The organism is Nocardia caishijiensis NBRC 108228, from assembly GCF_001612825.1.
GTDB classification, from domain to species: Bacteria; Actinomycetota; Actinomycetes; order Mycobacteriales; family Mycobacteriaceae; genus Nocardia; species Nocardia caishijiensis.
The window spans coordinates 231,896-258,754 of the sequence record NZ_BDBE01000025.1 but is presented as its reverse complement, the minus strand read 5'-3'; the positions used below and the strand labels follow the sequence as shown (position 1 = coordinate 258,754).

The window sequence follows — 26,859 nt, the reverse complement described above, 5'->3', positions numbered from 1 at the left end:
TCAAACCCACACTCCTGGATTGCGCTGTGAAGGCTACGAATTCGAGCTTTTCGCCGTATCGTCACGACCAGCTTTTCGTTCTACCGCCGACCGGTCAGCGGTACCGGCATTGAGGGTTTTCGCGGCGTGCTCGACATCCATCACTTCAGCTACGGCTGGATCACTCCTGTCCTCGCGTATTTCATGTCCGTCACCGGCTGTCTGCTCGGACTGCAGTGCGCCGCGCGTGGCCGCAACGCCACCGAGGGGCGCGTGGGCTGGCTTGTCGGTGCCGCCGTCGCGATCGGCGGAACCGGTATCTGGGTCATGCATTTCATCGCCATGCTCGGATTCAGCATCCGCGGCGCGGAGATCCGCTACGACATCCCGCTGACCCTGCTCAGTGCGATCACGGCGATGGTCGTCGTCGGGATCGGGCTGTTCATGGTGAACAAGCCGCAGCCGACGCTGCGCTCACTCGTGGGTGGCGGCACCATCGCCGGGCTCGGGGTGGGCACCATGCACTACGCGGGCATGTACGCGATGAAGTCGACTGCCTCGGTGTCCTACGACGCGATGATCGTGATGCTGTCGCTGGTGATCGCGGTGGTCGCCTCGATCGTCGCGCTGTGGTTCACGTTGCGCGTCAAGGGTTTTCTCGCCACCATCGGCGCCTCGCTGATCATGGGTGTCGCCGTCACCGGCATGCACTACACCGGCATGGCGGCCATGAGCGCCCACCCCGGCCACCATGCGGGGCCGACCTCGGGTGCGGGAGCGATGGAACTGCTCGCGCCGCTGATCGGGGTGAGCAGCATCGTCACCATGCTCGTGTTGATCAGTGTGAGTCTCACCGAGATCGAGAACGAGGAGGCCCTGCCGCGGATGTGGCTCACTTCCCGGCACGCACCGCGCGGGCGCACCGTCGCGCCGGTCGCACCACCGGCGCCGATGCCGGTGCGACCGCAGGAGCAGATCGAATACCGCACCGAGGAACTGGCCTACGACGTGGCGGGTGCCTGGCCGCGCCGCGTCATCGACTAGTCAGCTCGCCGCGGCCCGTTCGATTTCGACCGAACGCGACCACTGGTTCGATCACGCGGGCCAGGACAGGACCGAGCACCGCCATCAGCAACACGTACGCCGATGCCAGGGCGACCAGGCGAGGGTCGGCGGTGCCGTAACTCACCGCCAGACCCGCGATGACGATGGAGAATTCGCCGCGCGCGACCAGCGCCGCACCCGCGCGCGCCCGACCCGCGCGCGCGATGCCCTGCCTGCTCGCGGCCCACCAGCCCACGGCCACCTTGGTCGCCGTGGTGACCACGGCCAGACCCGCCGCCCACGCGAGCACCGGCGGGATGGCGGCCGGGTCGATGGACAGCCCGAAGGCAACGAAGAAGATGGCCGCGAACAGATCCCGCAGCGGGGCGAGCAGTTTCGCCGCCTCCTGCGCGGTCGACCCCGAGATCGCGATACCGAGCAGGAACGCGCCGACCGCCGCCGACACGTTCAACGCCGACGCGGCCCCGGCGACCAGCAACGCCGCGCCGATCAGCTGCAGCAGGAACACCTCACGGTCGGTGCTGTCGAGCACCGCCGAGACCACCCGTCCGAACCGCAGCGCCACCACCAGTACGACGGTGATCGTCGCCAGGGCGACGGCCAGCGACACCAGCCCGCTGAGCAGACTCAGCCCCGCCAGCATCATGGTGAGGATGGGCAGGTACACCGCCATCGCGAGGTCCTCGAACACGAGGATGGACAACACCACCGGCGTCTCGCGGTTGCCGAGGCGGCCGAGGTCGTCGAGGAGTTTGGCCACGATGCCCGAGGACGAGATGTAGGTGACGCCGCCGAGCACCACGGCACCGAGGATTCCCCAGCCGAGGATCAGGGCGACCGCGGCGCCGGGCACCGCGTTGGCGACCAGGTCGAGCACGCCCGCGGTCCAGGAGCGGCGCAGCCCGGTCATCAGTTCGGGCGCGGTGTACTCGAGGCCGAGCAACAACAGCAGCAGCACCACGCCGATCTCACTGGCGACGTGACCGAATTCGATCGCCCCGTCCAGTTCCACGAAACCGCCGCGTCCGAAGGCCAGCCCGCCCAGCAGGTACAGCGGGATCGGTGACATCCCGAACCTGCCCGCGATCCGGCCGCAGATCCCCAGCGCGAACAAGATGATGCCGAGTTCGAGCAGCGCCAGGGCCTGCGCGGTCACGGCCGTCAGCCGTGCGTGAGGATCTTCGCGGCCGCGTCAAGGCCTTCCGGCGTGCCGACGACCACGAGCAGGTCGCCCTCGGTGAAGGTGAAGTCGGGACCGGGTGAGGGGTGTAGCTGACCGGCGCGCATCACGGCCACGATCGAGGTCTTGGTGCGGGTACGCATGCCGGTCTCGCCGAGTGTGCGGCCCGCGTACGGTGATTCGGCGAGCAGCACGAGCTGGCGGGTGGTGATGCCGGGCAGGTCGCGGTGGTCGTCGTTGAGCTTGGCCACCAGTTGCGGAGCGCCGAGCAGGTTGGCGAGCACCGAGGCCTCGTCCACTGACAGCGGCACCTGCGCGGCGATGGCGTCGGGGTCGTCGGGCTTGGACACGATCAGATCGATGTCACCGTCGCGATGAGCGACCACCCCGACGCGGCGCCCCGACCTGACCTCGAAATCCTTGCGCACTCCGATCCCCGGTAGCGCTGTGACATCGACATTCACATATCAACGATAGCCCCGTCTACCGCTGCGCTGTGTCCTGTGCCACTCCCGGTCGGCGTGGGGTATGGAACACGCCGTCGGGACCGGGCAGATAGGGCGAAACCTCGAGCACTGCCGCTGCCGGGAGCGGTCCGTACAAGTGCGGGAACAGCATCGATTCCGGGTCGCCCGGCACTCCCGGCTCCCAGTTCAGCGGCGACGCGAGTCGGGCCGGGTCCAGCCACAGCAACACCAGATCCGTCCGACCCGCGAAGAGGCGGTTCGCGGGCAGCCGCACCTGCTCGGGGGTGGACAGGTGCACGAAGCCGCTCTCGGCCAGCGACGGCGGACGACGGTGCCCGTCGTGCGCGAATTGTTGCCACTCTTGGGAAGAACACAGGTGAACAAGCGTGTGAGTGTCGGATATCACGGGTAATCTCCGGGTAGACAACAGGTTCGGACGGTGAAGACCCTGTCACACAGTGGGCGGTGTGGCGGCGCGGTGGTGATCGGGCTCGTGGCGTAACGAGCAACACCACAGCGAGCGACACAGTCGGTGAGTGACGGGATCGAGCAGGAGGTGGGAAACGGCGCCACGGGTGATCGGTGGGTACTCGAGACCGGCGACCGGCAGGTGTTCGCTTTCAGCGAAACCGCAGGTCGTGTTATCGAAAACACAAAGATTCACTTCCGGGAACAAAGCCTGAACCCCGAACGTCTGACAGAGTAGTCGTACCACTGCTGGGAAGTAGCGGACGCGAGCCACGTGGAGTGACCACGGGGCCCACACCTAGGCGAACGGCCACGTAGCGCCGGGAGCCGGGACGGAGGAGTCATGCCAGGAACCCTGACCAGCACCCCACTGACCGCGGTCGATCGTTGCGATCGTTGCGGGGCGGCTGCCCGAGTGCGTGCCGTTCTTCCCGCGGGTGGCGAGTTGCTCTTCTGCCAGCACCACGCGAATGAACACATGGACCGCTTGCGCGAGCTCGAAGCCGTGATCGACACGGAATCGGCTCCCGCTCTCTGACCACTCCTCTCGCGTCCGAACACAACAACATCAGACAACAGAAAACCCCGACAGCGGGCGACCGGACTCCGGCGCCCGCTGTTGTGGTATCCGGACTCAGACGTGGTCGGCGAGGATGCCGTCGACCAGCGTCGCGACACCGTAGGCGAAGGCACCGTCGGGGTCGGCGGGCGCCTGGTAGTGCTCGCCAGCCGTGGCGCCCACGCGTGAAGCGAGCGGGAAGTCGTCGACCGGCACCACCTCGGCCAGCAGTGGGCCGTGGACCCGCCACCAGTCGGCGTCGCTGAGCTGGTCGGCCGCGCCCGCCGCGGCGACGGCGAGGCGGGCGTTGCCGGTGGCGAAGTCGGTGAGCACCGCGATGGCCCGGTCCATCGCCAGATCCGACAGGCCCGCGCCGTCGATGGCACGCAGCTGGTTCTCGAACCGGCGCATCCTCGCCGGGCCGAGGACCTGACGCCACGGCGACACCTCGAGCAGCCACGGATGGGCGAGGAGTTCGGCGCGGATGGCGGCGGCGAGGGCGATCATGCGGTCGCGGATCGGAAGGTCGGCGGGGATCGGCGCGTCCTCGGCGGCGACGGCGTCCACCATCAGCACCAGCAGCGCCTCCTTGCTCGGCACGTAGGTGTAGATGCTCATGGCCCGAACGTCGAGGGCGGCGGCCACCGCGCGGATCGTCAGCTTGTCGATGCCCTCCCGGTCCGCCAGCGCGATGCCCGCGGCGACCACCGCGTCGACGGTGAGGCCGGGTTTGGGGCCGCGAGCACCGGGCTTGGCGGGCAGGGAGTGCCGCCACAGCAGTCGCACGATCCGGGCGGCCTGCTCGGTGGGGTTGCCGTCGGTCGGCACGAAGCGGTTCCTTCCTTCCGGCGGTCGGGAACAAATTCAGTACAGTGTACGTTAATAGGCTGTTCGCACTGCTCGATCAGAGGAGAATGTCCTGCCCGCCATCCAGGCCACCTATCTGCCCGATCGTCATTTGTTCGCCCTGTGGACCTGGGGTGGGCTCGGTGCCGGACGTCCGCCCACCGGGGTCGGGGATGCCGAAACGTTGACGCTCGCGCTCCCGGTCGGCGAGCGACACGCGCTCGAGCCCGTCGAGGTGCCGTCCTCGGTGGTGTCGTCGTCGCAGTTGCGTGCGCTGCCCGTCGCCGAGCTGGCGCCCTCGGCCCTGGCTTGGCGCCTGCTCCTCGACGAGGCCCGCGCCTCGGGCGAAGACCGTGGGCACCCCGAGGCGGGCGCGCCGGAGGTCGAGCTGCCGATCGCGGCGCACGCGGTGCCCAATGCGGTGGGGACCTCGGTGGTGTCCGCCGCGCGGGCGCTGCGCGTGGCCCGGGAGACCGAGGCCGCGGTCTCCGAGCTCGCCGGAATGCTCGAGGCGACACTTCGCCCGTATCAGGTGCGTGGTGTCGGGTGGTTGCGGGAGACCGTCGCGGCGTACGGCGGGGCGGTGCTCGCCGACGAGATGGGCCTCGGCAAGACCGTGCAGACGATCGGGTTTCTGCGGGGTCGCGCCGACGGGCCCCAGCTCGTGGTGTGTCCGACCTCGCTGGTGGGGAACTGGGTGCACGAGATCGCCCGGTTCGCGCCGGGATCGCGGGTGGTGTCGTGGCGCGGCGGTGCGGTACCCGCCGCCGCGGGGACGGTGGTGGTCACCGGATATCCGACGCTGCGCCTGCACGGGTCGGCCCTCACCGGAACACAGTGGGCCACCGTGGTCTTCGACGAAGCACAGGCGTTGAAGAATCCGCGCACCCAGGTGTCGCGGGCCGCGCGCGCCGTGCCCGCCGACGCGAGGGTCGCGCTGACTGGTACCCCGGTGGAGAACCATCTCGACGAACTGTTCGCGTTGCTGAACCTCACGGTGCCCCGATTGTTCGCGCACCGCACCCAGTTCCGGCGCCGGTTCGTCCGCCCCATCGAGGACGGCTCGGCCGACGCGGCCGCGCGGTTGCGCGACGCGGTGGAACCGGTGCTGCTGGGCCGCAAGAAGATTCAGGTGGCCGCCTCGCTCCCGGCGAAGATCCACAGCGACCTGCTGTGCGACCTCACACCGGAGCAGGAGAAGGTCTACGACGCGGTGCTCGCCGACGCCGTGGACGAGGGCTTCGGCTCGGGCCTGCAACGTCAGGGCCGGGTGCTCGCGGCACTCACCCACCTCAAACAGGTGTGCAACCATCCGGGATTGGTCACCGGCGAGCTGGGCGAGTTGACCGGGCGCTCAGGCAAACTCGATCTGTGCACCGACATCGTCGCGATCAACCTCGACACCGGTGACCCGACCCTGATCTTCACCCAGTACCGGGAGACCGGCGAACTACTGGTGCGTCATCTCGCCGAACAGTTCGGCGTCGAGGCGCCGTTCTTCCACGGCGGACTCGACGTCGATCAACGCGCCGACATCGTTCGCACCTTCCAAACACCGCAGGGCCCACCGGTTCTCGTCCTGAGCCTGCGCGCCGCGGGTACCGGTCTCACCCTCACCCGGGCCGCCGACGTGATCCATTTCGATCGGTGGTGGAACCCCGCGGTGGAGGCGCAGGCCTCGGACCGGGCCCACCGCATCGGGCAGACGCGCACGGTCACCGTCACCACGCTCACCAGTGCGACGACGGTGGAGGAACACATCGCCGCCATGCACACCCGCAAGTCGGCCCTCACCGACCTGTCCGATGCCGCGGGCATCGCCGAACTGGCCCGCCTCGACGACGACGCGCTCGTCGACATCCTGCGACGGAAGCGAGAGAACTGATGGCGGACAACGAATTCGGCTACACCCCGTGGGGCAAGGACTGGGTGCGGCTGGCCGAACCGCTGCGCCAGACCCGTCCCGAACCGTTGTTGCCGCGCGCCCGCAGCATCGCCCGCAACAACGGGGTGCGCACCGAGATCGAGGGTCGCACGGTGCGCGCGCATCTGCATCGCGGCGGACAGGCCTCCGTCGCCCACGTGGAGGTGGCGCCGCTGTCGCGGGCGGCGGTGACCGCGATCGAGCGGGTGATTCCCGATGCCACCGTCGTCACCGACGACATGCACCGCGCCCTGCTCGACGCGGGCCACTCCCCCGCCCCCACCGTGGTCAGCACCGATTGCTCCTGCTCCGCGCGCACCGCGCGCTGTCTCCACGTGCTCGCGGTGCTCTACACGATCGCCCGCCAGGTGGACGAGAACCCGCGCCTCGCGTTGGAATTGCAGGGCTGTTTCGATGCCGCTCACGGCTCGGAGACGCCCGTCGCCGAGTCGCCCTGGACCCCTGTGAACACCCTCGATCCCGCTCGCTTCTTCAGCCTCACGAGCTGACACGTCCTCAGGTGTTTCCGAGCTCGTCGGCGGGGGTGCGGTGTGCCCGAGTCAGGCGTTGGTTCCGCCGTCGGCGGTGATGATCGCCCCGGTGATGGTGCGAGCGGACGGTCCAGCCAGGAAGGCGACCAGGTCGGCGATGTCGTCCGGGGCGCCGAAACGGCCGAGCGCGTTGAACTCTCGCTGAGTGTGGGCGTGATCACCGGCGGCCGGGTTCATGTCGGTGTCGGTGGGGCCGGGTTGGACGAGGTTGACGGTGATACCGCGCGGACCGAGTTCCCTGGCCAGCGCCTTGGTGTAGCCGTTGAGCGCCGACTTGCTCAGGTTGTAGAGGGCGAGGCCGTCGAACAGCGCGCGGTCGGTGAGGTTCGAGCCGATGGAGATGATGCGCCCACCGTCGCCGAGATGGGCGAGCGCGGCCTGGCCCGCGACGAAGGGCGCCCTGGCGTGGACGGCGAGCGCGTGATCGATCTCGGCGAGGGTGAACTCCGCGTACGGCTTGGCCGGGAAGATGCCCGCGTTGTTCACCAGCACGTGCAGGCCGCCGAGTTCGCGCGCGGTCCGGTCGACCGCCGCGACGACGGCGTCGGCGTCGGCGCTGTCGGCCCGGATCGGCAGAGCGCGCCTGCCCATGGCCTCGATCTCGGCGGCGACGGTCTTCGCGGCGACCTCGTCGCGCTGATAGGTGAACGCCACATCGGCGCCGGTCGACGCGAGTTTGCGGGCGATGGCGGCGCCGATTCCCCGGCTGGCGCCGGTCACCAGGGCGACGGTGGTGCTGTGCGGCATGGAAGCTGCTCCAATTCTGTAGTGATCGATACATAACGAGCGAAGCGCATCTGGCCACCCCTCGTCAAGGTTTTTCTTGTCAATCGACACAGAAATGCGCGACCCGCATCGTCGCGGTATATTTACCGATCGGCACAGAAAGGTTTCCCATGGCAGAACGTGGTCGTCCCCGCGCCTTCGACCGGGACCTCGCCTTGCGTCGAGCCATGGAGGTGTTCTGGGAACGCGGCTACGAGGGCGCATCGATGAACGACCTGACCACCGCCATGGGCATCAACTCACCCAGCCTCTACGCGGCGTTCGGCGACAAGGAGACGCTGTTCCGGGAAGCCGTGGAACTCTACGGCCGCGCCGAGGGGTCACGCACCGCACGGGCGCTGCGCGAGGAACCCACCGCCTACGCCGCGATCGCGGCGATGCTGCACGACAACATCGCCATGTACACCGATCCTGGCCTGCCGCAGGGCTGCATGGTGGTCCTCGCGGGCGCCACCTACACCACCCGCAATGCCTCGGTGCGCGAGTTCCTCACCGAGGCACGTCGACGCACGGCGGCCGACATCGGTGCCCGCCTCGCGCGGGGCGTGATCGAGGGCGATCTGAAACCAGGCACCGACACCACGGCCCTCGCCGCGTTCTTCAGCACAGTTCTTTACGGGCTGTCCGTCCAGGCCCGAGACGGCGTGAGCCGCGCTGAACTCACCGCCGCCGCCGACTCCGCCCTCGACATTCTCGACGCCGCCCGCGCGGCGTAGATCCGCCGAGCCGAGCACCGCCCACGCGCGGGACCGCTACCGTCGGCGCAGCGCCGCGATGCGTTCCGTCAGCTGGTCGGCGGTGGCCAAAGCCGTCGGCGGGCCACCGCATTCGCGACGGAGCTCGCCGTGGATCACGCCGTGCGGCTTGCCGGTGCGGTGGTGGTGCATGGCGACGAGGCTGTTGAGTTCGCGACGCAACTCACCCAGCTTGTCCGAGGTCGCCACCCGCTCCGCCACGGCGGCCGGTTGCGGTGCGGCGACGGCGGCGCTGCGTTCGGAGATCTGACGTGACTGACGGTCACGCAGCAGTGCGCGCATCTGATCGGCGTCGAGCAGGCCGGGGATGCCGAGGTAGTCGGCTTCCTCGTCGCTACCCGCGAAGGTGGCGGTCCCGAACGAGGATCCGTCGTAGATCACCTGGTCGAGTTCGGCGTCGGCGGCCAGGGCGACGAAGGACTTCTCCTCCTCGCCCGGCTCGTCCTTGGTCTTGTTCGCCTCGGTGAGCAGTTCGTCGTCGAGGGCGTTCTTCTCGCGGTGCGGTTTGCCGATCACGTGGTCGCGCTGCAACTCCAGCTGCGCGGCCAGATCGAGCAGGACCGGCACCGACGGCAGAAACACGCTCGCGGTCTCCCCCGGCCTGCGGGCACGCACGAAACGTCCGATGGCCTGGGCGAAGTACAGCGGCGTCGAGGCGCTGGTGGCGTACACGCCCACCGCAAGGCGCGGCACGTCGACGCCTTCGGACACCATGCGCACCGCGACCATCCACGGCTGGGTGCTGCTCGCGAACTCGCCGATGCGCTGCGAGGACTGCGGGTCGTCGGAGAGCACCAGCGCCGGGCGCTCACCGGAGATGTGTTCCAGCAGTTCGGCGTAGTCGCGGGCCCGTTCCTGATCGGTGGCGATGACCAGGCCGCCCGCGTCGGGAATGCCCGAGGAACGCAGCTGCCGCAGCCGGGTGTCGGCCGCGCGCAGCACCGCCGAGATCCAGTCACCGGCGGGGTCGAGCGCGGTGCGCCAGGCACGCGCGGTCTGTTCGGCACTGAGCGGTTCACCGAGGCGGGCAGTGTGCTCCTCGCCCGCGCTGTCGCGCCAGTGCGCGTCACCGGAATAGGCGAGGAACACCACGGGGCGCACGACGCCGTCGGCGAGAGCGTCGGCGTAACCGTAGGAGTGATCGGCACGCGACCTCGGGAAACCGGACTCGTCGGGTTCGTAGGTGACGAAGGGGATCTTGGAATCGTCGCTGCGGAACGGCGTTCCGGTCAGGGCGAGACGACGGGTGGCGTCGCCGAAGGCCTCCTCGGTGGCCTCACCCCACGATTTGGCGTCGCCCGCGTGGTGGATCTCGTCGAGAATCACCAGGGTGCGGCGGTTCTCGGTGCGCACACGGTGCCGGGTGGGATGCGCGGCGACCTGCGCGTAGGTGACGACCACACCGTGGTAATCGCCGGAGGTGCCGCCGGTGGAGTTGGAGAAGCGCGAGTCGAGCTGGATCCCCGAGCGCGCCGCCGAGGCGGCCCACTGGTGCTTGAGGTGCTCGGTCGGCGCGACGACGGTGATCTGGTCCACCGTCCGATCAGCCAGCAACTCGGCGGCAACCCGCAGCGCGAAGGTGGTCTTACCGGCGCCGGGCGTGGCCACCGCGAGGAAGTCGCGCGGCCTGGTGGCCAGGTATTTCGTCAGGGCACGGCGCTGCCACGCACGCAGGGAACCACCCGAGGCACCACCCGCCGCCGAATCGACCGGTGTACCCGCTTCTCTCGCCGCAGCGACGCCACCCGACCCAGTCACGCAGACGACCCTAGCCGCCCGGGAGGGCGTGTCGCCAACACCGACGCGGCGTGCGCGACGGGCGTCACATCCCGGCCGAGGTCACCGGCCATTTACCTGTTACCCACCGACACGATGCTCGTCCCGTCCCCCACGGTCGACATCGGTGCGGGATGCTGGACAGCGACATGAGCGACAACGAGGCCGACGCGACCGATGCCGCGTACCCGCCGCCCACCCCGGGACGGGGCGGCGCTGTAGCCGTACCCGTGCCCAGCGGGCAACATCCGCGCGAACACGCGCGGTGGCTGTCCTGGTCGCGGACGGCGTGGCGGCTGGTCGTTCGGGTCGCGCACAAGTGCTGGGACAACTCGATTTTCGCCAAGTCGGCGGCCGCGGCGTTCTGGCAGACGCTGTCGCTGGCGCCGCTGCTGCTCGGTCTGCTCGGCAGCCTCGGCTACGTGGGCGGGTTGTTCGGGCCCGACACCGTGCAGATCGTGGAAGCCAAGATCATCGCCTTCAGCCGGGACTTCTTCAGCCCGTCGGTGGTGTCGGACCTCATCGAACCCACCGTCGACGATGTGCTCGGGCGCGGCCGGGGCGCGGTGGTGTCGTTCGGTTTCGTGCTGTCGCTGTGGGCCGGGTCCTCGGCCATGGCGACCTTCGTCGACGCGATCGTCGAGGCGCACGGTCAGCAGGACGCCCGGCATCCGGTGTGGCAGCGCATCTTCGCGTTGCTGCTGTATGTGCAGTTCCTGGTCGCCGCGGTGTTGTTGCTGCCGATGATCGCGCTCGGGCCGACCCGGATCGGCCGGGTACTGCCCGACACCTGGCGCGAACCGGGGCTGCGCGTGATCGACACGTTCTACTACCCGATCGTCGGTCTGCTGCTCATCGTCGGACTCACCACGCTGTACAAACTCGCGCTGCACAAGTCGCTGCCGTGGCACCGGTTGTTCGCCGGGGCGTTGGTCGCGGGGGTGTTCTTCATGGCCGCCAGCGACCTGCTGCGCCGCTATCTGTCCTGGATCACCGGCACCGGGGTGAGTTACGGCGCGCTCGCCACCCCCATCGCGTTCCTGTTGTTCACCTATTTCCTCGGCTTCGCGGTGATCCTCGGCGCGGAGTTCAACGCGGCCGTGCAGGAGTTCTGGCCCGCGCGCGCCACCCGCATCGAGCAGGTGAAGGAGTGGATCACCAGTCAGGTGCTCGGCGACGACGAAGACGCCGACGCCCCCACCGAGGCGCCGACGTCAGCGGAATCGGCTCAGTCGCCGCCCTTGCGCAAGCGGTCGTAGACCTTCTTGCAGTCGGGGCAGACCGGCGAACCCGGCTTGGGCGAACGGGTCACCGGGAACACCTCACCGCACAGCGCGACGACCATGGTGCCCATCACGGCACTCTCGGCGATCCGGTCCTTCTTCACGTAGTGGAAGAACTTGGGGACGTCGTCACCGGTCGTCTCGTCGGTCGTGGTTTCCGGGCGTACCAGAGTGTCCGTACTCATGCCTTCCATGATGCCGCATCGGGGCACCGCCTCGCTGACCAGCCGCGTGTGCGTCCGGCGACGGCAAGTGGAAGACTCGGAGGCATGCAGTCCAACGGCGAGTCCCCCGGCGCCGGTGATCCGACCCCGGAACCCGAAGTGCACCTGCCGGGCACAGGTGCCGCCCGGGGGTTCTTCCGTGATTCGAGGGAGCACCCGGTCCTCATCACCGAGGCCGCGACCTCGCTCGACGAGCAGCATCGCGCCCGGGTGCGCCGCTACATGCTCATCATGGGTTTCCGGATCCCGTGCCTGATCCTGGCGGCCGTCGCCTACAGCGTGTTCGAGAACCCGCTCATCTCGATCCTCATCATCGCGGCGTCGGTGCCGTTGCCGTGGGTCGCGGTACTGATCGCCAACGACCGGCCGCCGCGCACCAAGGACGAGCCGAGTCGCTGGGACGGGCGCCGCGAGGAGATCGCCCTCGAGGCACGCTCACGCAAGGCCCTCGAGTGAGCGGGCGGGCCGTCTGATCAGGATCGACATCAGCGCCGCCGCGCCGCACAGGCCGCCCGCCACGTACCAGGCCAGGTCGTAGGAGCCGTTCAGGTCGCGGACGAAGCCCGCACCGGTCGCCGCGATCGCCGCACCGACCTGGTGGGCGGCGAAGACCCAGCCGAAGGCGATCGGACCGTCGGCGCCGAACAGTTCCCGGCACAGCAGCACCGTCGGCGGCACCGTCGCGATCCAGTCCAGGCCGTAGAACACGATGAACACCCACATGCTCGGCTGGGTGTGCGGACCGAGCAGGGACGGCAGGATCAGCAGCGACAGGCCGCGCAGCGAGTAGTAGCCGAGCAGCAGATACCTCGGGTCGACCCGATCCGACAGCCAGCCCGAGGCGATGGTGCCCGCCACATCGAAGACGCCGACCAGCGCCAGCAGTCCGGCCGCCGTGGTCGGCGGCATCCCGTGGTCGTGGGCGGCGGTGACGAAATGGGTGCCGACCAAACCGTTCGTCGAGGCGCCGCACACGGCGAAACCACCTGCGAGCAACCAGAATCCGGGCCTGCGGGCGGCGGTGGCGAGCACCCGCAGCGCCCGGCCCGCTCCCCCGGCGACCGGGCGCCGGACACCCACGTCCGACTCCGGTCCGGCGCCGTAGGCGCGCACACCCGCGTCGCTGGGGTAGTCGCGGACGAACAACCACACCAGCGGCGCCACCGACAGCGCCACGGCCGCCACGATCAGCGACGGCACGCGCCAGCCGTGATCGCGGGCGAGCACCGACACCAGCGGCAGGAAAACCAGCTGTCCGGTCGCGCCCGCCGCCGTGAGAATGCCCGTCACCAGGCCCCGGCTGCGCACGAACCAGCGGCCCGTGATCGTGGCCACGAACGGCATGGACATCGACCCGACGCCGATACCGACCAGCAGACCCCAGGTCGCGACGAGTTGCCATGCCTGGGTCATGAACACCGTGAGCCCGGCACCCGCCGCGATCAGCACCAGCGCCGCGCACACCACCCGGCGGATGCCGAAGCGGTCCATCAGCGCCGCGGCGAACGGCGAGATCAGGCCGTACAGCAGCATGTTCAACGAGACGGCCGCCGAGATCGTCGCGTGCGACCAACCGAACTCGTCGTGCAGCGGCTGGATCAACACACTGGGCACCGACCGGAACGCCGCCGCACCGAGCAACGCCACGAAGCCGACGCCCGCGACGATCCAGGCGGGATGCGGACGGCGTCGGGGCGATTCGTCGACGACCCGGTCGACTACCACCGGTTCGGGCTCGGTCGGGCTCTCCCCGGTGAGTGGGCGCAGGTCGGTCACCGGATGAGTGTGACGCAACTTCCCGATTTCAACGAGTGGCCGCAGTGACATGTTCCGCCGATATCCTGCCAATTGGTCCGGCGACTCGGTCGACAGCGTGGCGCGCACGGCATACCGTGCGAAGGGAGCCAGGCCCGCGAGTACGTGACAACCGTGTTGAGCGGGGCTACCGATCAGACAGGGAGACAGCGTGATTCGTTGGACCTGGGCGTTCATCGACCGGCCCGCGGTCGGTTTCGACGATTGTGTGCGGTTCTGGGCAACCGTGACCGGGTCGACCGTGTCGCCGCCGCGCGGGGCGCACGGGGAATTCGTCACCTTGTTGCCGTCGAGCGGGCCCGCCTGGGTGAAGATGCAGCGGGTGGGTGGGGACGGGGGGATCCATCTCGACCTGGATGTGGACGACATTCCGGCCGCGGTGGCCGAGGCGACGGCGCTCGGCGCCCAGGTCGTGCTGGTCGATCCCGACTACACCGTGTTGGAATCGCCTGCGGGGCAGACCTTCTGCTTCACGCCCGCGCACCCCTCGCCCCCGCCCTCGGCGAGGACACACGTCACCGCGCCCGACGGAAACGTCGCGGCACTGGACCAGATCTGTCTCGACCTCGCACCGACCGACCTCGATTCCGACACCACGTTCTGGCAGGCGCTCACCGGGTGGTCCCCGGAGTCGACGCGGCGGCCGGAGTTCACGCGGCTACGCGATCCCGGGCAGCCACTGCGGTTCCTGCTGCAACGTCTCGACGAGCCTCGTCACCCCGGCGCCCACATCGATTTCGCGGCAACCGATATGTCCGCCGTCGCGAGCTGGCACGAATCACTGGGCGCCACCCGACTCGTCGACGAGGAGTTCTGGGTCGTTCTGACCGACCCCAGCGGCATCCCGTACTGCGTCACCTCGCGCAAACCGTCCTGACCTGCCCGAATCATCCCCTCCGGGTGGGTGGTTCCGTGATTCGCCCGGGCTGGCAGAGTGGTCGGGTGCCTACGAACCCCACCACCACCGGTTCCCTGCTCACCGCACTGTGCCCGGCTCTGCGCACGGCGCTGACCAGGGTCGACTACACCGCCGACGGGCTGGTCGACGCCCTCGGACCGGATGTGCACGCGGCACTGGGGCGTTCGGAGCCGGTGCCGGTGCGCCGCGCCGCACGCGACGCCGGAGAACTCGGCACCCTGATCCGGTTGCTGCTGCTCGGCGACCCGCTGCCCGAACCCCATGTGGCCGCCGCGCTGGCCCCGGTGCGCATCGTTGACGCCGTCGCGGCCGGGCTGCTCGTCAGGAACGGTGAAGGCGTGAGCGCCGCCCTCGATCTGCGACCGCTCGACGCGGGCCACGGCAACCGCTGGATCCTGTCCGACCTCGACGACTCGATGCGGCGGCGAACCCTCACCGAGGAGCACGTTCTCGGCGTCGGCCACGCCTCGCTCTCGCTGCTGCGGGCCACCCCCACCGACCCGGTCGGCACCGTCCTCGATCTGGGCACCGGGTGCGGCGTCCAAGCGGTACACGCGGCCGCGTACGCGGACACCATCACCGCCACCGATGTGAATCCGCGCGCACTCTGGTTGGCCGAAGCCACCGCGGCGCTCAACGAACTCGAGATCGAACTGCTCGAAGGGTCGTGGTTCGAGCCGGTGGCGGGCAGACGCTTCGATCAGATCGTCGCCAATCCGCCGTTCGTCGTCGGGCCCGCCCGCATCGAACACACCTACCGGGACTCCGGGCTCGCGCTCGACGGGGCGAGCGAACTGGTGATCGGGCAGGCCGCCGAACTGCTCGCACCCGGCGGTACCGCGGCCATGCTCGCCGCCTGGGTGCACGTGGACGGGCAGGACTGGCGGCAGCGGGTGTCGTCGTGGCTGCCCGCGCACGGTGTCGACGCCTGGGTGGTGCAACGCGACGTCGCCGATCCCGGCCTCTACGTGGGCACCTGGTTGCGCGACGCGGGCCTGGACCCGCGCGACCCGGCGGCACAGGAACGCGCCACCCGCTGGCTCGACGCCTTCGACGCCGCCGACGTGGTCGGCATCGGCTTCGGGTTCGTCTATCTGCGCAGGATCGACGGCCCGACCGAGCTGCTGGCCGAGGACCTCACACACGGTTTCGACGACCCGCTCGGGACCGAGGTGGGCGACTACTTCGCCCGGTCGGCCTGGTTGCGCGCGGTCGCCGCCGACGAGAACCTGGCCTGGCGTTCCCGTTTCGCGCCGAGCCAGGCGACCGCACTGGAACGGGTGTACCTGCCGGGCGAGGACGGCTGGGCCGAGCAGGTGGCACGACTGCACCGCGGCGACGGTCCGCGCTGGCAGCACGAGGTCGACGAGTCGACGGTGGCCCTGGTCGCGGGAATGCGAGCCGACGGCCTGCCGTTGTACGAGCTGATCGAACTGCTCGCGCTCGCCGACGGAGCCGAGCAGGTGACCCCCGAGTTCGCGGCCCGAGCGCTGGGCGTGGTCGCCGGTCTCGTCCGTCACGGATTGATTCGGCCGGTGTAGACCGCGCCGGACGGGGCACGCGTTCCACGACGGCGTCCTTCTCAGGAACTTCTCAGCCGTGCACGGATGAATCCGCAGCTCAGAGCGGTTTATTGCGCGCGGGATCGGGAACTTTCTGTAAGTCGGGTCCGTTGATCGGAGTGAGACACCACCGACAGGAGGCAAGTCATGACAAGCCCCGCCACTACTCGAGTGCGCCCCAGCGAGTCCGATATCGACGCCCAGAGCCCCGCCGCCGACCTGGTACGCGTGTACCTGAACGGGATCGGCCGCACGGCGCTGCTCACGGCGGCCGACGAGGTCGAGCTGGCCAAGCGTATCGAGGCGGGCCTGTATGCCCAGCACCTGCTCGAGACCGGCAAGCGGTTATCGGCCGCCCGCAAACGCGATCTGGCCGTTCTGGTCCGCGAGGGGCAAGCCGCCCGCTCGCACCTGCTCGAAGCCAACCTGCGTCTGGTGGTTTCGCTGGCCAAGCGCTACACCGGCCGCGGCATGCCGTTGCTCGACCTGATCCAGGAGGGCAACCTCGGCCTCATCCGGGCGATGGAGAAGTTCGACTACGCCAAGGGCTTCAAGTTCTCCACCTACGCCACCTGGTGGATCCGCCAGGCGATCACCCGGGGTATGGCCGATCAGAGCCGTACCATCCGGCTGCCCGTGCACCTGGTCGAACAGGTGAACAAGCTCGCCCGGATCAAGCGCGAACTGCACCAGCAGCTCGGTCGCGAGGCCACCGACGCGGAACTGGCCAACGAGTCGGGCATCCCGGTGGAGAAGATCGCCGACCTGCTCGACCACAGCCGCGACCCGGTGAGCCTCGACATGCCCGTCGGCAACGACGAGGAGGCCCCGCTCGGTGACTTCATCGAGGACTCCGAAGCCACCTCTGCCGAGAGCGCCGTGATCGCGGGTCTGCTGCACCACGACGTCCGCAGCGTGCTGGCCACCCTCGACGAACGCGAACAGCAGGTCATCCGCCTGCGCTTCGGCCTCGACGACGGTCAGCCGCGCACGCTCGACCAGATCGGCAAGCTGTTCGGCCTGTCCCGCGAGCGGGTGCGTCAGATCGAGCGCGAGGTCATGTCGAAGTTGCGCAAGGGTGAGCGCGCCGACCGCCTGCGCGCCTACGCGAGCTGACCGCGCGCTGTCGGCGCCGAGCTGAGACCCGCCGCTGCCTTCCGCGCGGACGGTGACCGCCGACGCTGCCCCCAGCCCGACGGCCCTCAGGGGTCGTCCTCCGAAACGCCGACCGGTGTCCGTGACTCCCATCCCCCTCCGGGGTCGCGAACCGGTCGGCGTTGTCCGTTCACCATGTCATCTGCGACTCGTCCCACTCGGGGTGACGGAGCGAGCGGAATCATTGCCGAGCACGTGCCGGTCCCGTTGTGGCCGCTCGCCCGGCTGGCGAAGCCGGAGTCGAAACGGTGGCCATAACCCGCCCCAACGCATGTCGGACGGGTCACGGTGGTCGGCATCGTAAAGCTCATGCGAGGCGGCGGGGGCCGGTGTCGAAGCGGGTGGGTTGGGGACCGATGCGGGCGCGGGCGTAGATGATCTCGGCGGAGCCGGGTGCGGCCAGGACGGGATCACAGGAGAGTTCGCGCATCTGAGGGATGTCGTCGAAGAGGGCCGAAATGCGTTGGGCCAGCTCGATGATGGCCGCTTTGTCGACGCCGGGACCCGCGGGACCGGGCGAGAGAAGTGGTGCGGCGCGGGGTGCGTCGATCAGGGCGGCGGCTTCGTCGGCGGTCAACGGCAACGCGCGGTAGGCACGGTCGCCGAGCAGGTCCATGATCATGCCGGACAGGCCGAACTCGATGACCGAACCGAACGACGGGTCGTCGGTGACGCTCAGCACGCACCCGACACCCTTGGTCGCCATCTTCTGCACGTGCAGCAGCGGGTCACCGCAGATCGCGACCAGATCGGTGTACGCCTGGCGGACTGCCTCGGGCCCCCACAGATCCAACCGGATCCCGATCAGATCGGGTCTGCGTCGCCACAGTTCACCGGTCGCCTTCGCCGCCACCGGATAACCCAGCTCCTCGGCCGCGGCCACCGCCTGGTCCGCGTCACGCACCGCCCGGAAGTCGACGATGTCGATGCCGTAGCACTCGAGCAATCGCACCGCCTCGTCGTCGGTGAGCCACCGTCCGGGTGAGTCTGCCGACCACTGCTCGACCAGCGCGGTCGCCGCGGCGGTGTCGATACCGGGCGGGCGCACCACCGGTGAGACCGGCCGATCCCGCCACCGCGCGTATCGATCGACTCTGGCCAGCGCCCTCGCCGCGCGTTCCGGGTCCGGATACGACGGAATGGACCCGCGACCGGGCGCTCCGCCGGTCGAGCGTACGGCGAGCAGATCGGGGATGCCGGACTCGGCGACGAAGGTTGTCAGCACGGGCTTGTTCCGGTCCGGTGCCGCGGCCGCGGCCGCCCGCAACGCGTCCGCGAACCCACCCATCGACACCGGCACCGGCGGCGCGACCACCACGATCACCGCATCGACATCCTCGCTGCGCAATGCCGCGAGCACTGCCTCCCGGTAGTCGGCCGGAGTCGCCTCCGGCCCCAGATCCACCGGCCCACCAGCCCCATCGTGTGCGTCGAATCCAGCGCCCGGACGCGGCCCCTCGGTAGGCACCCCACCGTGTCCGCGATCAGCCGACCCCCCGCCGGGGCGCGTCGCACCCGCCGCCCTTCCTCCCGCTTCGTGTCGGCTGGAACCGGCACCGCGACGAGGCGCGTCGGCAGGCACCACACCCGTGCCACGTTCGGTCGGCCGGGCACCGGCGGGTGGTACGCCGATCGGTGTACCACCCGTGTCGCGTTCGGTTGGCCGAGCACTCGGACGCGGCGCAACGCTCGGTCCGCGTTCGGTGGGTCGGGCGCCGGGGCCGCGATCGACAGCGGTGGCGGGGCGGTGGATACGCAGCCCCTCGCTGGTGGCCGCGTCGATGGCAAGCCAGTTCAGGGCGGCGCTGTTGCCGACGACCGCCACGCGTGGGCCGCGCGGCAGCGGCTGACAGGCCAGCAGCGCGGCGCAGTCGAACAGTTCGGAGATGGAGTCCACCTGGATGATCCCGGCCTGGGCGAACAGGTCGCGCACCACCGTGCGATCCATGTCGGCACCGGCGGCCAATCTGCCGCTGCTCACGGCCACGATCGGTTTGCCGCGGGCCACCCGCCGGGCGAGGCGGGAGAACTTCCGTGGGTTACCGAAGCTCTCCAGGTAGAGCAGGATCACCTCGGTGTCGGCGGCGGTGTCCCAGTACTGCAGCAGGTCGTTGCCCGACACGTCGGCGCGGTTGCCCGCCGAGACGAACGTCGACACCCCGAGGTTGCGGGTGGCGGCCTCGGCCAGAATCGCGGCGCCGAGCGGGCCCGATTGGCAGAAGAAGCCGATCCGCCCGCGCTGCGGCAGCACCGGCGCGAGCGTGGCGTTGAGTCCGACCGCCGGGTCGGTGTTGGCGATACCGAGCGCGCTCGGCCCTACGACCCGCATCCCGTGTCCACGGGCGGCGGCGACCAGGTCCTGTTCGGCGGCCAACCCGGCGGGCCCGGTTTCCCCGAATCCGGCGGTGAGCACGACCAGTCCCTTGACGCCCTTGGCCATACAGTCGTCGAGCACCGACCCGATCGCGGCGGGCGGCACCGCAACCACGGCGAGATCGACCTCGTCGGGAATCTCGCGGACGGTGGCGTAGGCACGTACCCCGCGCACCGACCGGCGGTGCGGGTTCACGGGGAACACCGGCCCGGCGAATCCCCCGGCAAGCAGGTTGGCCAGCACGGCACCGCCGACTCGGGTCGTTTCCGGCGAGGCGCCGATCACCGCCACCGAACCGGGCGCGAGCAGATTGCCGACACTGCGCGCCTCCGACGCCGCCTCTCGGGCGTCACGCACGGTGCGCAGGGCTTCGGTGGGGTCGATCGCGAACTCCAGGTGCACCTCGGAGCCGTCGCGGCTGCGCTGCAACTGGTACCCGGCATCGCGGAAGACCGTGATCATGGCCTCGTTCTCGGCCAGGACCTCGGCGGTGAACGTCTCCACCGCGTTCTCGGCCGCGGCGCCCGCCAGATGCTCGAGCAGGATCGAGCCGAGGCCGCGCCCCTGGTGTTCGTCGGCGACCACGAACGCCACCTCGGCCGCGCGCGGACCCGGCCGGTCGAGCAGTTCGTAGCGGGCCACCGCGATGATCGCGGGGCCGAGCACGGCCACCAGCCCGACCCGGTCGTGATAGTCGACATGGGTGGTGCGGTACATGTCCTTCGGCGAGATCCGGGGATACGGACCGAAGTAGCGCAGGTAGCGGGTGCGGTCCGAGAGCCGGGCATGGAAGTCCGCCAGCGCGTCGGCATCGGCGGGCACGATCGGGCGGATCCGCACCACCCCACCGTCGGCCGCGAGCACATCGCCGAACAACTGCGGTGGCGGCTCGGGCGGATTCGCCGGGGTGTCGGGAGTGTCGGGTAGCAGTGGTTCAGTCACGTGGGTCCTCCGGGTCGAGGCCGAGCAGCGCGAAACCTGCCCGTCGGGTGGCCGAGATCGCGGTGTCGACCGCACGCTGGGCCCGGACCTCGTCGGGATCACCGATCTCGGGGGCGCCGCCCGGTCCGTCCCACGGACGGTAGGTCGGGTCGCCGCCGTCGCTCATCGTCGTCGGCGGGGTGACCCGTGGCGCCGCCGCGCGGACCTGGTCGAGCCAGCTCTCGGGAATCGGGGTCTCCGGTGCCAGCGGCCGATCCAGCGCGGCCGCGAGCAGATGCGTCCACGCGCGCGGCACCACCCGCACCACCCCGTAACCGCCGCCACCGAGCGCCAGCCAGCGGCCCTCGGCGTGGCGGTCGGCCAGCTCGCGCATGGCGAGGAAGGCCGCGCGCTGACCGTCGACGGTCAGCTCCAGGTCCGCGAGTGGGTCCTCACGATGGGTGTCCACCCCGCATTGGCTGACGATGATCTGTGGCCGGAACGCGGCGATCGCACCGGGCACCACCGCGTGAAAACCGCGCAGCCACTGCGCATCCCGCGTGCCCGGCAGCAGCGGCAGGTTGATCGAGGTGCCCTCGGCGCTGCCGAGCCCGGTCTCCTCCGGCCAGCCCGTGTTCGGCCACAGCGTCGCCGGGTGCTGGTGCAGCGACACGGTGAGAACCCGTGGATCGGCGTAGAAGGCGCGCTGCACACCGTCGCCGTGGTGGACATCGACATCCACGTACGCGATCCGGTCGAATCCGTTGTCCAACAACCAGGAGATGGCGATCGCGGCGTCGTTGTAGACGCAGAACCCGGCCGCCGCGTCCGGCATGGCGTGGTGCATCCCCCCGCCGATGCTCACCGCACGCCGTGTCCGGCCCGCCGCGATCTCGCGGGCCGCGGCCAGCGTGCCGCCGACGATCACCGACGCCGCCTCGTGCATGTGCGGGAAGACCGGATTGTCGGCGGTTCCCAGGCCGTAGAGGCTGTCCTCGGGCGTGGCCGGGCCCACACCGGCGCGGCGAACCGCCTCGATATAGGCGCTGCTGTGCACGCGCATCAACTCGCCCTGGGTAGCCTCGGCGGGGGCGAGCGGTTCGATCCCGTCGAGCAGACCGAGGCTGTCGGCCAGCGACATGGTGAACCGCAGGCGCGCCGGTTTCATCGGATGCTCGGGGCTCCAGGTGTAGCCGAGGAATCGCTCGGTCCACACGAGAGTTCCCGGCGCTCGGTTCGGTGGCACAGTGACCATGCTCGCCACGCTAGCCGGAAGCAGCGGGCCCCGTGTGACGTTGACATGCAGTAGAAATAGGGCCGCCGGTCCAGCGCACGGACCGGGGTTCGCCCGTGGGTAGAATCGTGCCGACGAAGGGGTTATCAGGTGAAAGATCTGGTCGACACCACGGAGATGTACCTCCGTACCATCTACGACCTCGAGGAAGAGGGCGTGGTGCCCTTGCGGGCACGAATCGCCGAGCGACTCGAGCAGAGTGGTCCGACGGTGAGCCAGACGGTCGCGCGGATGGAACGCGACGGCCTGCTGCTCGTCGCGGGTGACCGCCATCTCGAGCTGACCGACAAGGGCCGCGCGATGGCGGTCGCGGTGATGCGCAAGCACCGCCTCGCCGAGCGGTTGCTGGTCGACATCATCGGCCTCGACTGGCAGAACGTGCACGCCGAGGCGTGTCGCTGGGAGCACGTGATGAGCGAGGAGGTGGAGCGGCGCCTGATCGAGGTGCTCAACCACCCGACCACCTCGCCCTACGGCAACCCCATTCCCGGGCTCGACGAACTCGGCCTGGCCGACCCGCCGCCGGTGGAGGAGAAGCTCATCCGCCTCTCCGACCTGCCCAACGGCGCGCTGCACGCGGTGGTCGTCCGCAGGCTGGCCGAGCACATCCAGACCGACCCCGAGGTCATCGGGCGATTGCGCGAGGCCGGTGTGGTTCCCGACGCGCGCGTCACCGTGGAGACCAAGCCGGGTGCGGTGCTGATCACGGTGCCGGGGCACCACGGTTTCGAATTGTCCGAAGAGATGGCGCACGCCGTCCAGGTGAGGCTGGTCTGATCCGTGAAACTTCTGGTCACCGGCGGGGCCGGCTATGTGGGCGGCGTGTGCGCCGCGGTGTTGCTCGAGCAGGGCAACGAGGTGGTCGTCGTCGACGACCTGTCGACCGGTAACGCCGACGGCGTCCCGGCGGGCGCGCGTTTCGTCGAAGGCGACATCGCCGAGGCGGCCCCGGCGCTGCTGCGTGCCGAATCCTTCGACGGTGTCCTGCATTTCGCGGCGCAGTCGCTGGTCGGCGAGTCGGTGGAACAACCGGCCAAGTACTGGCACGGCAACGTGGCCAAGACCCTGACCCTGCTCGACGCGATGCGTGAGACGGGCACCGGCCGCCTGGTGTTCTCCTCGACCGCGGCGGTCTACGGCGAACCCGAACAGGTGCCGATCACCGAGGCGTCTCCCACCCGCCCGACCAACCCCTACGGCGCGAGCAAGCTGGCGATCGACCACGCCATCACCTCCTACGCGGTGGCCTACGGGCTGGCCGCGACGAGCCTGCGCTACTTCAACGTGGCGGGTGCCTACGCCGGGCTCGGCGAGAACCGTGTGGTGGAAACCCATTTGATCCCCCTGGTGTTGCAGGTGGCGCTCGGTCACCGCAAGGCCATCTCGGTGTACGGCACCGACTGGCCGACGCCGGACGGCACCTGTGTGCGCGACTACATCCACATCCGTGATCTGGCGCAGGCGCATCTGCTCGCTCTGGCGTCGTCGCAGCCGGGAACGCACCGCGTTCTCAATCTCGGTTCGGGCACCGGTTTCTCGGTGCGCGAGGTGATCTCGGCGTGCGAGCGCGTCACCGGCCTGCCCATCGAAGCCGTCGACGCGCCCCGGCGCGCGGGTGACCCGGCGGTGCTGATCGCGTCGAGTGAGCAGGCGATCGCCGAGCTGGGCTGGACGCCCGAGCACAACGACATCGACGAGATCGTCACCGACGCCTGGGAATTCCTGCGGTCGCTCGGCGACAAGGCGCACAGCGCCCGCTGAGGTGGCCGACCGGTGCGGCCCGTTCACGGCCGCACCGGTCCCAGATCGACCCCGAGGTCGGCGGCGATCTGACGCCCGCAGTCGGCCAGTGTGCGCAGACGTTCGGGTCGAAGACCCGACTGCAGCGACGTTTCCAACAGGACCGCCATCGGATGGTCACCGTCGGCGTCGACGGCGGCGGCCAGCGCGATCCCGGCGAACGGCCCGTCCCCGCGCAGGTAGGCGCTGAAGCCGAGCAGTGCGGCGGCTTCGGCGCGATCCCCCGCCGGGGTCGCCCTCGCCAACTGTGCCCACAGTCCTTCGGCGGCCTCGGCGTGGTCGGTGACCGCGAGCCCGTACAGCGCGTCGCGGACCGCCCGATCGCGCAAAGTGGCTGCCAGCCGAGCGAATTCGCGATCGGCGCGGGGTGGACCCGAGGCCGCGTCGGCGATCTGCCACAGCACCCACTCCAGTGCCCGGCGCTGATACACCGCTGTCTGCCCCACCCGTCCGGCCGTCGCGAGCCCGCCACGGTAGCGGGCGACGGCCGCCCCGAGCTCGCGACGCACCCGCGCGCACATCTGCTCATCGGGTTCGACGAGCGCGGTGAGTTCGCCTCGGGAGCGACGGATCTGCCTGCCGTCGAGCACATGGGACAGCGAGACGATCGAGGAATCCGGGTCGGCCACCAGGCCGCCGCCGGTTCCGAGCAGACTGCGGTACCGCGCGCCCGCGGCGATCGCACGCACCGTCCACGCCCCACGGACCTCGATTCCCTGCGCACCGATCGCCGCGAGCAGGGCGTGGCCCCGCGCGGCGGTGGCCGAGACGGATCGGCGTCGGTCGTCGACGAGGACGGCGAACACCCCGGTGGCCTGTTCGCGCAGGCAGATCGACCCGAGGCAGTCGAGGAAGTGCTCGTAGTGGTCGGGATCGGTGACGGTGTCGAGGTCGAACCGCACCACCGCGTCGATCGCGGCGGCGGCCGTGGCGTGCGGATGCAGCACCGCGACGACGAGCGAGCGTTCGGGAACGAAGCCGAGCATCGCCGGGAGCGCGGCGATGAGATCACCTGGCTCGTCCACGCGGACGGCGGGAGTGGGCAGGTCCCGGTAGCCGGGTCCGGTTTCGGCACAGGTGAGCGCCCGGGGAAAGGGGCCGGTGCGGGTGGTCCGCCGGATCGGGTCGGTCGATGAGGTCATGGCCTCAGCGTCCTCGCCCGCCGTCTCGGCACCGACCGCGCGACCTGGGCTTTTCGCTGCCCTGTGGACACCGGTGGATCTGTGCACAACCATCGCCGACACCGGTTCCGACGCCCCGGAGATGTCGGTGCCGCGTGCTAGCGGTCGATCAGTGCGTTCGGACGGTGCTCACGGTCGTGCTGAACAACTGGTCGACCGCGGCCTTGTCGGGTTCAGCCGCACCGAAAGTCATCGAGGTGACGGTGATCCGGATATCACCGACGCGGCCGACCGAGGTGTACATGGTCTGCGTCAGCCCGACGCCACCGACATCCGGGATCACCCTGCGCCGCAAGGTCATCGCCTCGTCGGCACCTGCCGGAACGTGTGCGGAGACCTCGGTGGTGACGGTCGTTCCCGCGCCTGCCCGGCGCACCCGGATCTGTTCGCAGGCACGCAACCGGTCACGCACCCGGGCCAGCAGTTCGGTGGTCCGCGACAGCTCGACGGTGAGACTGGCCCGGCTCGCCTCGTCGGTGCCGACCGCCACCGCGGGCGGCTCGGCGCCGAGCTCGGCCTCCGGCGGCGTGCACTCGACCGGGCTCACCGTCGCGCCCATCCCGACACCGTCGAGGTCCTCCGCCGCCGCGACGGCGGCCTGCGGCGGAAGGACCACCGCCGGATAGGCGGCCGGGAACTGGTGCGGTGCGGGCAGCAGGTCAGCGGGTGCGGCGTCGACGTGATGCATCGAGGTGGCGCTCTCCGCGATCGGGATGCCGCTCACCGGCTCCCCGCACCCGGTCAGCGCACCCGCCATCACCACGGCGCAAGCCGCGACCCGGCGACGACCCGCCGTCGCCGCGACGGCCCTGCTGAGCGAGGTACGCGCCACGTTCACACCCTTCACTGTGCCGCACCGGCGCGAGCGGGTCTCGCGCGCCACGCCGGTGGGAATGTCGAGACAGGTGTGACTGTTGGAAGCAGAACGAGCCGTCCTCCGGCCGTGTGCGTCGGTCGTGCTCGCATGGGGGACAATGGAGAAGCCTCCCCCGCCGCGAGCGTTGGTGGACCGCGCAGGAAGGAGAAACGCGATGGATGACCAGTCGCACATGTACGAACTGGAGTTCCCGGCACCGCAGTTGTCCGCGGACGACGGCGCCGGTCCCGTGCTGGTGCACGGGCTGGAAGGTTTCACCGATGCCGGTCACGCGGTGCGCCTGGCCACGACGCACCTGCGCGAGAGCCTGGAATCGGAACTCGTCGCGTCGTTCGATGTGGACGAGCTGCTCGACTACCGGTCGCGTCGCCCCCTCATGACGTTCAAGACCGACCACTTCGCCGACTACGCCGAGCCCGAACTGAACCTGTGGGCGCTGCGCGACACGGCGGGCACCCCGTTCCTGCTGCTGGCCGGTCTCGAACCGGATCTGCGCTGGGAGAAGTTCACCACGGCGGTGCGGTTGCTGGCCGAACAGCTCGGTGTGCGGCGCACGATCGGTCTGTCGGCGATTCCGATGGCGATCCCGCACACCCGCCCGCTCGGCGTCACCGCGCATTCTTCGGACCGATCACTGATCGGGGAGCACCAGCGCTGGCCCGGTGAGCTGCAGGTGCCCGGCAGCGCGTCGTCCCTACTCGAGTTCCGCATGGCCCAGCACGGCCACGAATCGCTCGGTTTCTCCGTGCACGTGCCGCACTACCTGGCCCAGACCGATTACCCCGAGGCCGCCCAGACCCTGCTCGAGAGCGTCGCCGACAACACCGGTCTCGAGCTGCCGCTGGCCGCGCTCGGTGAGGCCGCCGCGCGGGTGCGCGAGCAGGTCGCCGAGCACATCGCGGGCAACGAGGAAGTGGAGACGGTCGTCGCGGCGCTGGAACGCCAGTACGACAGCTTCGTCACCGCCCAGGAGAGGCAGTCCAGCCTGCTGGCCGGTGACGGCGAGCTACCGAGCGGCGAGGAGCTCGGCGCGGAGTTCGAGCGTTTCCTGGCCGAACAGGGCGGCTACGACGACACCGGACGGGACTGACGCACGGT

25 protein-coding genes are annotated in these 26,859 nt (G+C 69.9%); 13 read left to right on the top strand and 12 right to left on the bottom strand.

Annotated features, from left to right (window positions below; translation table 11 throughout):
• The first annotated feature begins 126 nt into the window (after positions 1-126).
• Positions 127-1,023 carry an MHYT domain-containing protein gene (locus NC7_RS08070; RefSeq protein ID WP_084458150.1) on the top strand — a complete coding sequence of 299 codons (897 nt, stop codon included), beginning with the start codon at positions 127-129 and terminating at the stop codon, positions 1,021-1,023.
• Here NC7_RS08070 and NC7_RS08065 read toward each other — a convergent pair.
• Genes NC7_RS08065 through NC7_RS08055 form a run of 3 tightly spaced genes read right to left on the bottom strand, consistent with a single transcriptional unit; the run spans position 1,013 to position 3,097 of the window.
• Positions 1,013-2,200, bottom strand: coding sequence for a cation:proton antiporter (locus NC7_RS08065; protein WP_067980888.1), 1,188 nt, complete (start codon positions 2,198-2,200; stop codon positions 1,013-1,015). The two genes, NC7_RS08070 and NC7_RS08065, sit on opposite strands and share 11 nt — an antisense overlap.
• Positions 2,201-2,205: 5 nt before the next feature.
• Positions 2,206-2,688 carry a cation:proton antiporter regulatory subunit gene (locus NC7_RS08060; protein WP_067980886.1) on the bottom strand — a complete coding sequence of 161 codons (483 nt, stop codon included), beginning with the start codon at positions 2,686-2,688 and terminating at the stop codon, positions 2,206-2,208.
• Positions 2,689-2,707: 19 nt separating this feature from the next.
• Entirely contained in the window at positions 2,708-3,097 is a 390-nt protein-coding gene (locus NC7_RS08055; RefSeq protein WP_084458148.1) for a DUF952 domain-containing protein, read from the bottom strand.
• Positions 3,098-3,502: 405 nt separating this feature from the next.
• On the opposite strand from NC7_RS08055, the gene NC7_RS30075 reads away from it, so the two are divergent.
• A complete protein-coding gene (locus NC7_RS30075) occupies positions 3,503-3,697 on the top strand; it encodes a DUF7455 domain-containing protein (protein ID WP_029903635.1) in 195 nt (64 codons plus the stop codon).
• A 96-nt stretch (positions 3,698-3,793) separates the two neighbouring features.
• Here the strand turns inward: NC7_RS30075 and NC7_RS08045 are convergent, their stop codons facing one another.
• Entirely contained in the window at positions 3,794-4,546 is a 753-nt protein-coding gene (locus tag NC7_RS08045) for a TetR/AcrR family transcriptional regulator (RefSeq protein ID WP_067980884.1), read from the bottom strand.
• A gap of 130 nt (positions 4,547-4,676) precedes the next feature.
• Here NC7_RS08045 and NC7_RS08040 point away from each other — a divergent pair, with 130 nt between their 5' ends.
• Together NC7_RS08040 and NC7_RS08035 are read left to right on the top strand one after the other, a co-directional pair.
• The gene (locus NC7_RS08040) at positions 4,677-6,449 is read left to right on the top strand and encodes a DEAD/DEAH box helicase (protein WP_067980882.1); all 1,773 of its coding nucleotides are present in this window, start codon (positions 4,677-4,679) and stop codon (positions 6,447-6,449) included.
• On the top strand, positions 6,449-6,997 hold the full coding sequence (locus tag NC7_RS08035) for a hypothetical protein (RefSeq protein ID WP_067980881.1): 549 nt from the start codon (positions 6,449-6,451) through the stop codon (positions 6,995-6,997). The genes NC7_RS08040 and NC7_RS08035 overlap by 1 nt, the downstream gene beginning before the upstream one ends.
• A 51-nt stretch (positions 6,998-7,048) precedes the next feature.
• Here NC7_RS08035 and NC7_RS08030 read toward each other — a convergent pair whose 3' ends face one another.
• The gene (locus tag NC7_RS08030) at positions 7,049-7,786 is read right to left on the bottom strand and encodes an SDR family NAD(P)-dependent oxidoreductase (protein ID WP_067980879.1); all 738 of its coding nucleotides are present in this window, start codon (positions 7,784-7,786) and stop codon (positions 7,049-7,051) included.
• A 149-nt stretch (positions 7,787-7,935) separates the two neighbouring features.
• Between NC7_RS08030 and NC7_RS08025 the strand changes: the two genes are divergently transcribed.
• On the top strand, positions 7,936-8,541 hold the full coding sequence (locus NC7_RS08025; RefSeq protein ID WP_067980877.1) for a TetR/AcrR family transcriptional regulator: 606 nt from the start codon (positions 7,936-7,938) through the stop codon (positions 8,539-8,541).
• A gap of 36 nt (positions 8,542-8,577) precedes the next feature.
• Here NC7_RS08025 and NC7_RS08020 read toward each other — a convergent pair whose 3' ends face one another.
• A complete protein-coding gene (locus NC7_RS08020) occupies positions 8,578-10,254 on the bottom strand; it encodes a DEAD/DEAH box helicase (RefSeq protein WP_067981272.1) in 1,677 nt (558 codons plus the stop codon).
• Between the two features lie 398 nt (positions 10,255-10,652).
• Between NC7_RS08020 and NC7_RS08015 the strand changes: the two genes are divergently transcribed.
• On the top strand, positions 10,653-11,615 hold the full coding sequence (locus tag NC7_RS08015) for a YihY/virulence factor BrkB family protein (RefSeq protein ID WP_373861236.1): 963 nt from the start codon (positions 10,653-10,655) through the stop codon (positions 11,613-11,615).
• Here the strand turns inward: NC7_RS08015 and NC7_RS08010 are convergent.
• Entirely contained in the window at positions 11,585-11,824 is a 240-nt protein-coding gene (locus tag NC7_RS08010; RefSeq protein ID WP_067980875.1) for a DUF3039 domain-containing protein, read from the bottom strand. The genes NC7_RS08015 and NC7_RS08010 overlap by 31 nt on opposite strands.
• Before the next feature lie 84 nt (positions 11,825-11,908).
• Here NC7_RS08010 and NC7_RS08005 point away from each other — a divergent pair, with 84 nt between their 5' ends.
• Positions 11,909-12,319 (top strand): DUF3099 domain-containing protein, encoded by a 411-nt coding sequence (locus NC7_RS08005; protein WP_084458146.1) that lies wholly within the window; start codon positions 11,909-11,911, stop codon positions 12,317-12,319.
• On the opposite strand, the gene NC7_RS08000 is transcribed toward NC7_RS08005, so the two are convergent.
• On the bottom strand, positions 12,299-13,639 hold the full coding sequence (locus tag NC7_RS08000; RefSeq protein WP_373861231.1) for an MFS transporter: 1,341 nt from the start codon (positions 13,637-13,639) through the stop codon (positions 12,299-12,301). The two genes, NC7_RS08005 and NC7_RS08000, sit on opposite strands and share 21 nt — an antisense overlap.
• Before the next feature lie 190 nt (positions 13,640-13,829).
• Here NC7_RS08000 and NC7_RS07995 point away from each other — a divergent pair, with 190 nt between their 5' ends.
• From NC7_RS07995 to NC7_RS07985, 3 genes are all read left to right on the top strand, one after another.
• A complete protein-coding gene (locus NC7_RS07995) occupies positions 13,830-14,555 on the top strand; it encodes a VOC family protein (RefSeq protein ID WP_067980872.1) in 726 nt (241 codons plus the stop codon).
• A gap of 65 nt (positions 14,556-14,620) precedes the next feature.
• Entirely contained in the window at positions 14,621-16,138 is a 1,518-nt protein-coding gene (locus NC7_RS07990; RefSeq protein ID WP_067981268.1) for a DUF7782 domain-containing protein, read from the top strand.
• A gap of 168 nt (positions 16,139-16,306) precedes the next feature.
• The gene (locus NC7_RS07985) at positions 16,307-17,275 is read left to right on the top strand and encodes a sigma-70 family RNA polymerase sigma factor (protein ID WP_067492821.1); all 969 of its coding nucleotides are present in this window, start codon (positions 16,307-16,309) and stop codon (positions 17,273-17,275) included.
• Between the two features lie 346 nt (positions 17,276-17,621).
• On the opposite strand, the gene NC7_RS30070 is transcribed toward NC7_RS07985, so the two are convergent.
• Both NC7_RS30070 and NC7_RS07975 read right to left on the bottom strand, forming a co-directional pair.
• A complete protein-coding gene (locus NC7_RS30070) occupies positions 17,622-20,630 on the bottom strand; it encodes a bifunctional acetate--CoA ligase family protein/GNAT family N-acetyltransferase (protein ID WP_084458144.1) in 3,009 nt (1,002 codons plus the stop codon).
• Positions 20,623-21,864: an acetoin utilization protein AcuC gene (locus tag NC7_RS07975; protein ID WP_067980870.1), complete on the bottom strand. Its 1,242-nt coding sequence runs from the start codon at positions 21,862-21,864 to the stop codon at positions 20,623-20,625. Before NC7_RS07975 ends, NC7_RS30070 begins: the two co-directional genes overlap by 8 nt.
• Positions 21,865-21,993: 129 nt before the next feature.
• Here NC7_RS07975 and NC7_RS07970 point away from each other — a divergent pair, with 129 nt between their 5' ends.
• Both NC7_RS07970 and galE read left to right on the top strand, forming a co-directional pair.
• Positions 21,994-22,680 carry an iron-dependent transcriptional repressor DtxR gene (locus NC7_RS07970; protein WP_067980868.1) on the top strand — a complete coding sequence of 229 codons (687 nt, stop codon included), beginning with the start codon at positions 21,994-21,996 and terminating at the stop codon, positions 22,678-22,680.
• A 3-nt stretch (positions 22,681-22,683) separates the two neighbouring features.
• Entirely contained in the window at positions 22,684-23,664 is a 981-nt protein-coding gene (galE, locus tag NC7_RS07965) for a UDP-glucose 4-epimerase GalE (RefSeq protein ID WP_067980866.1), read from the top strand.
• Positions 23,665-23,687: 23 nt separating this feature from the next.
• Here the strand turns inward: galE and NC7_RS07960 are convergent, their stop codons facing one another.
• Positions 23,688-24,845, bottom strand: coding sequence for a DUF4192 domain-containing protein (locus NC7_RS07960; RefSeq protein ID WP_067980865.1), 1,158 nt, complete (start codon positions 24,843-24,845; stop codon positions 23,688-23,690).
• Between the two features lie 148 nt (positions 24,846-24,993).
• On the bottom strand, positions 24,994-25,722 hold the full coding sequence (locus NC7_RS07955) for a sensor domain-containing protein (protein WP_236573358.1): 729 nt from the start codon (positions 25,720-25,722) through the stop codon (positions 24,994-24,996).
• A 193-nt stretch (positions 25,723-25,915) separates the two neighbouring features.
• Between NC7_RS07955 and NC7_RS07950 the strand changes: the two genes are divergently transcribed.
• Complete coding sequence (locus NC7_RS07950) at positions 25,916-26,851, top strand: proteasome assembly chaperone family protein (protein WP_067980862.1); 936 nt, start codon at positions 25,916-25,918, stop codon at positions 26,849-26,851.
• The last annotated feature ends 8 nt before the right edge of the window (positions 26,852-26,859 follow it).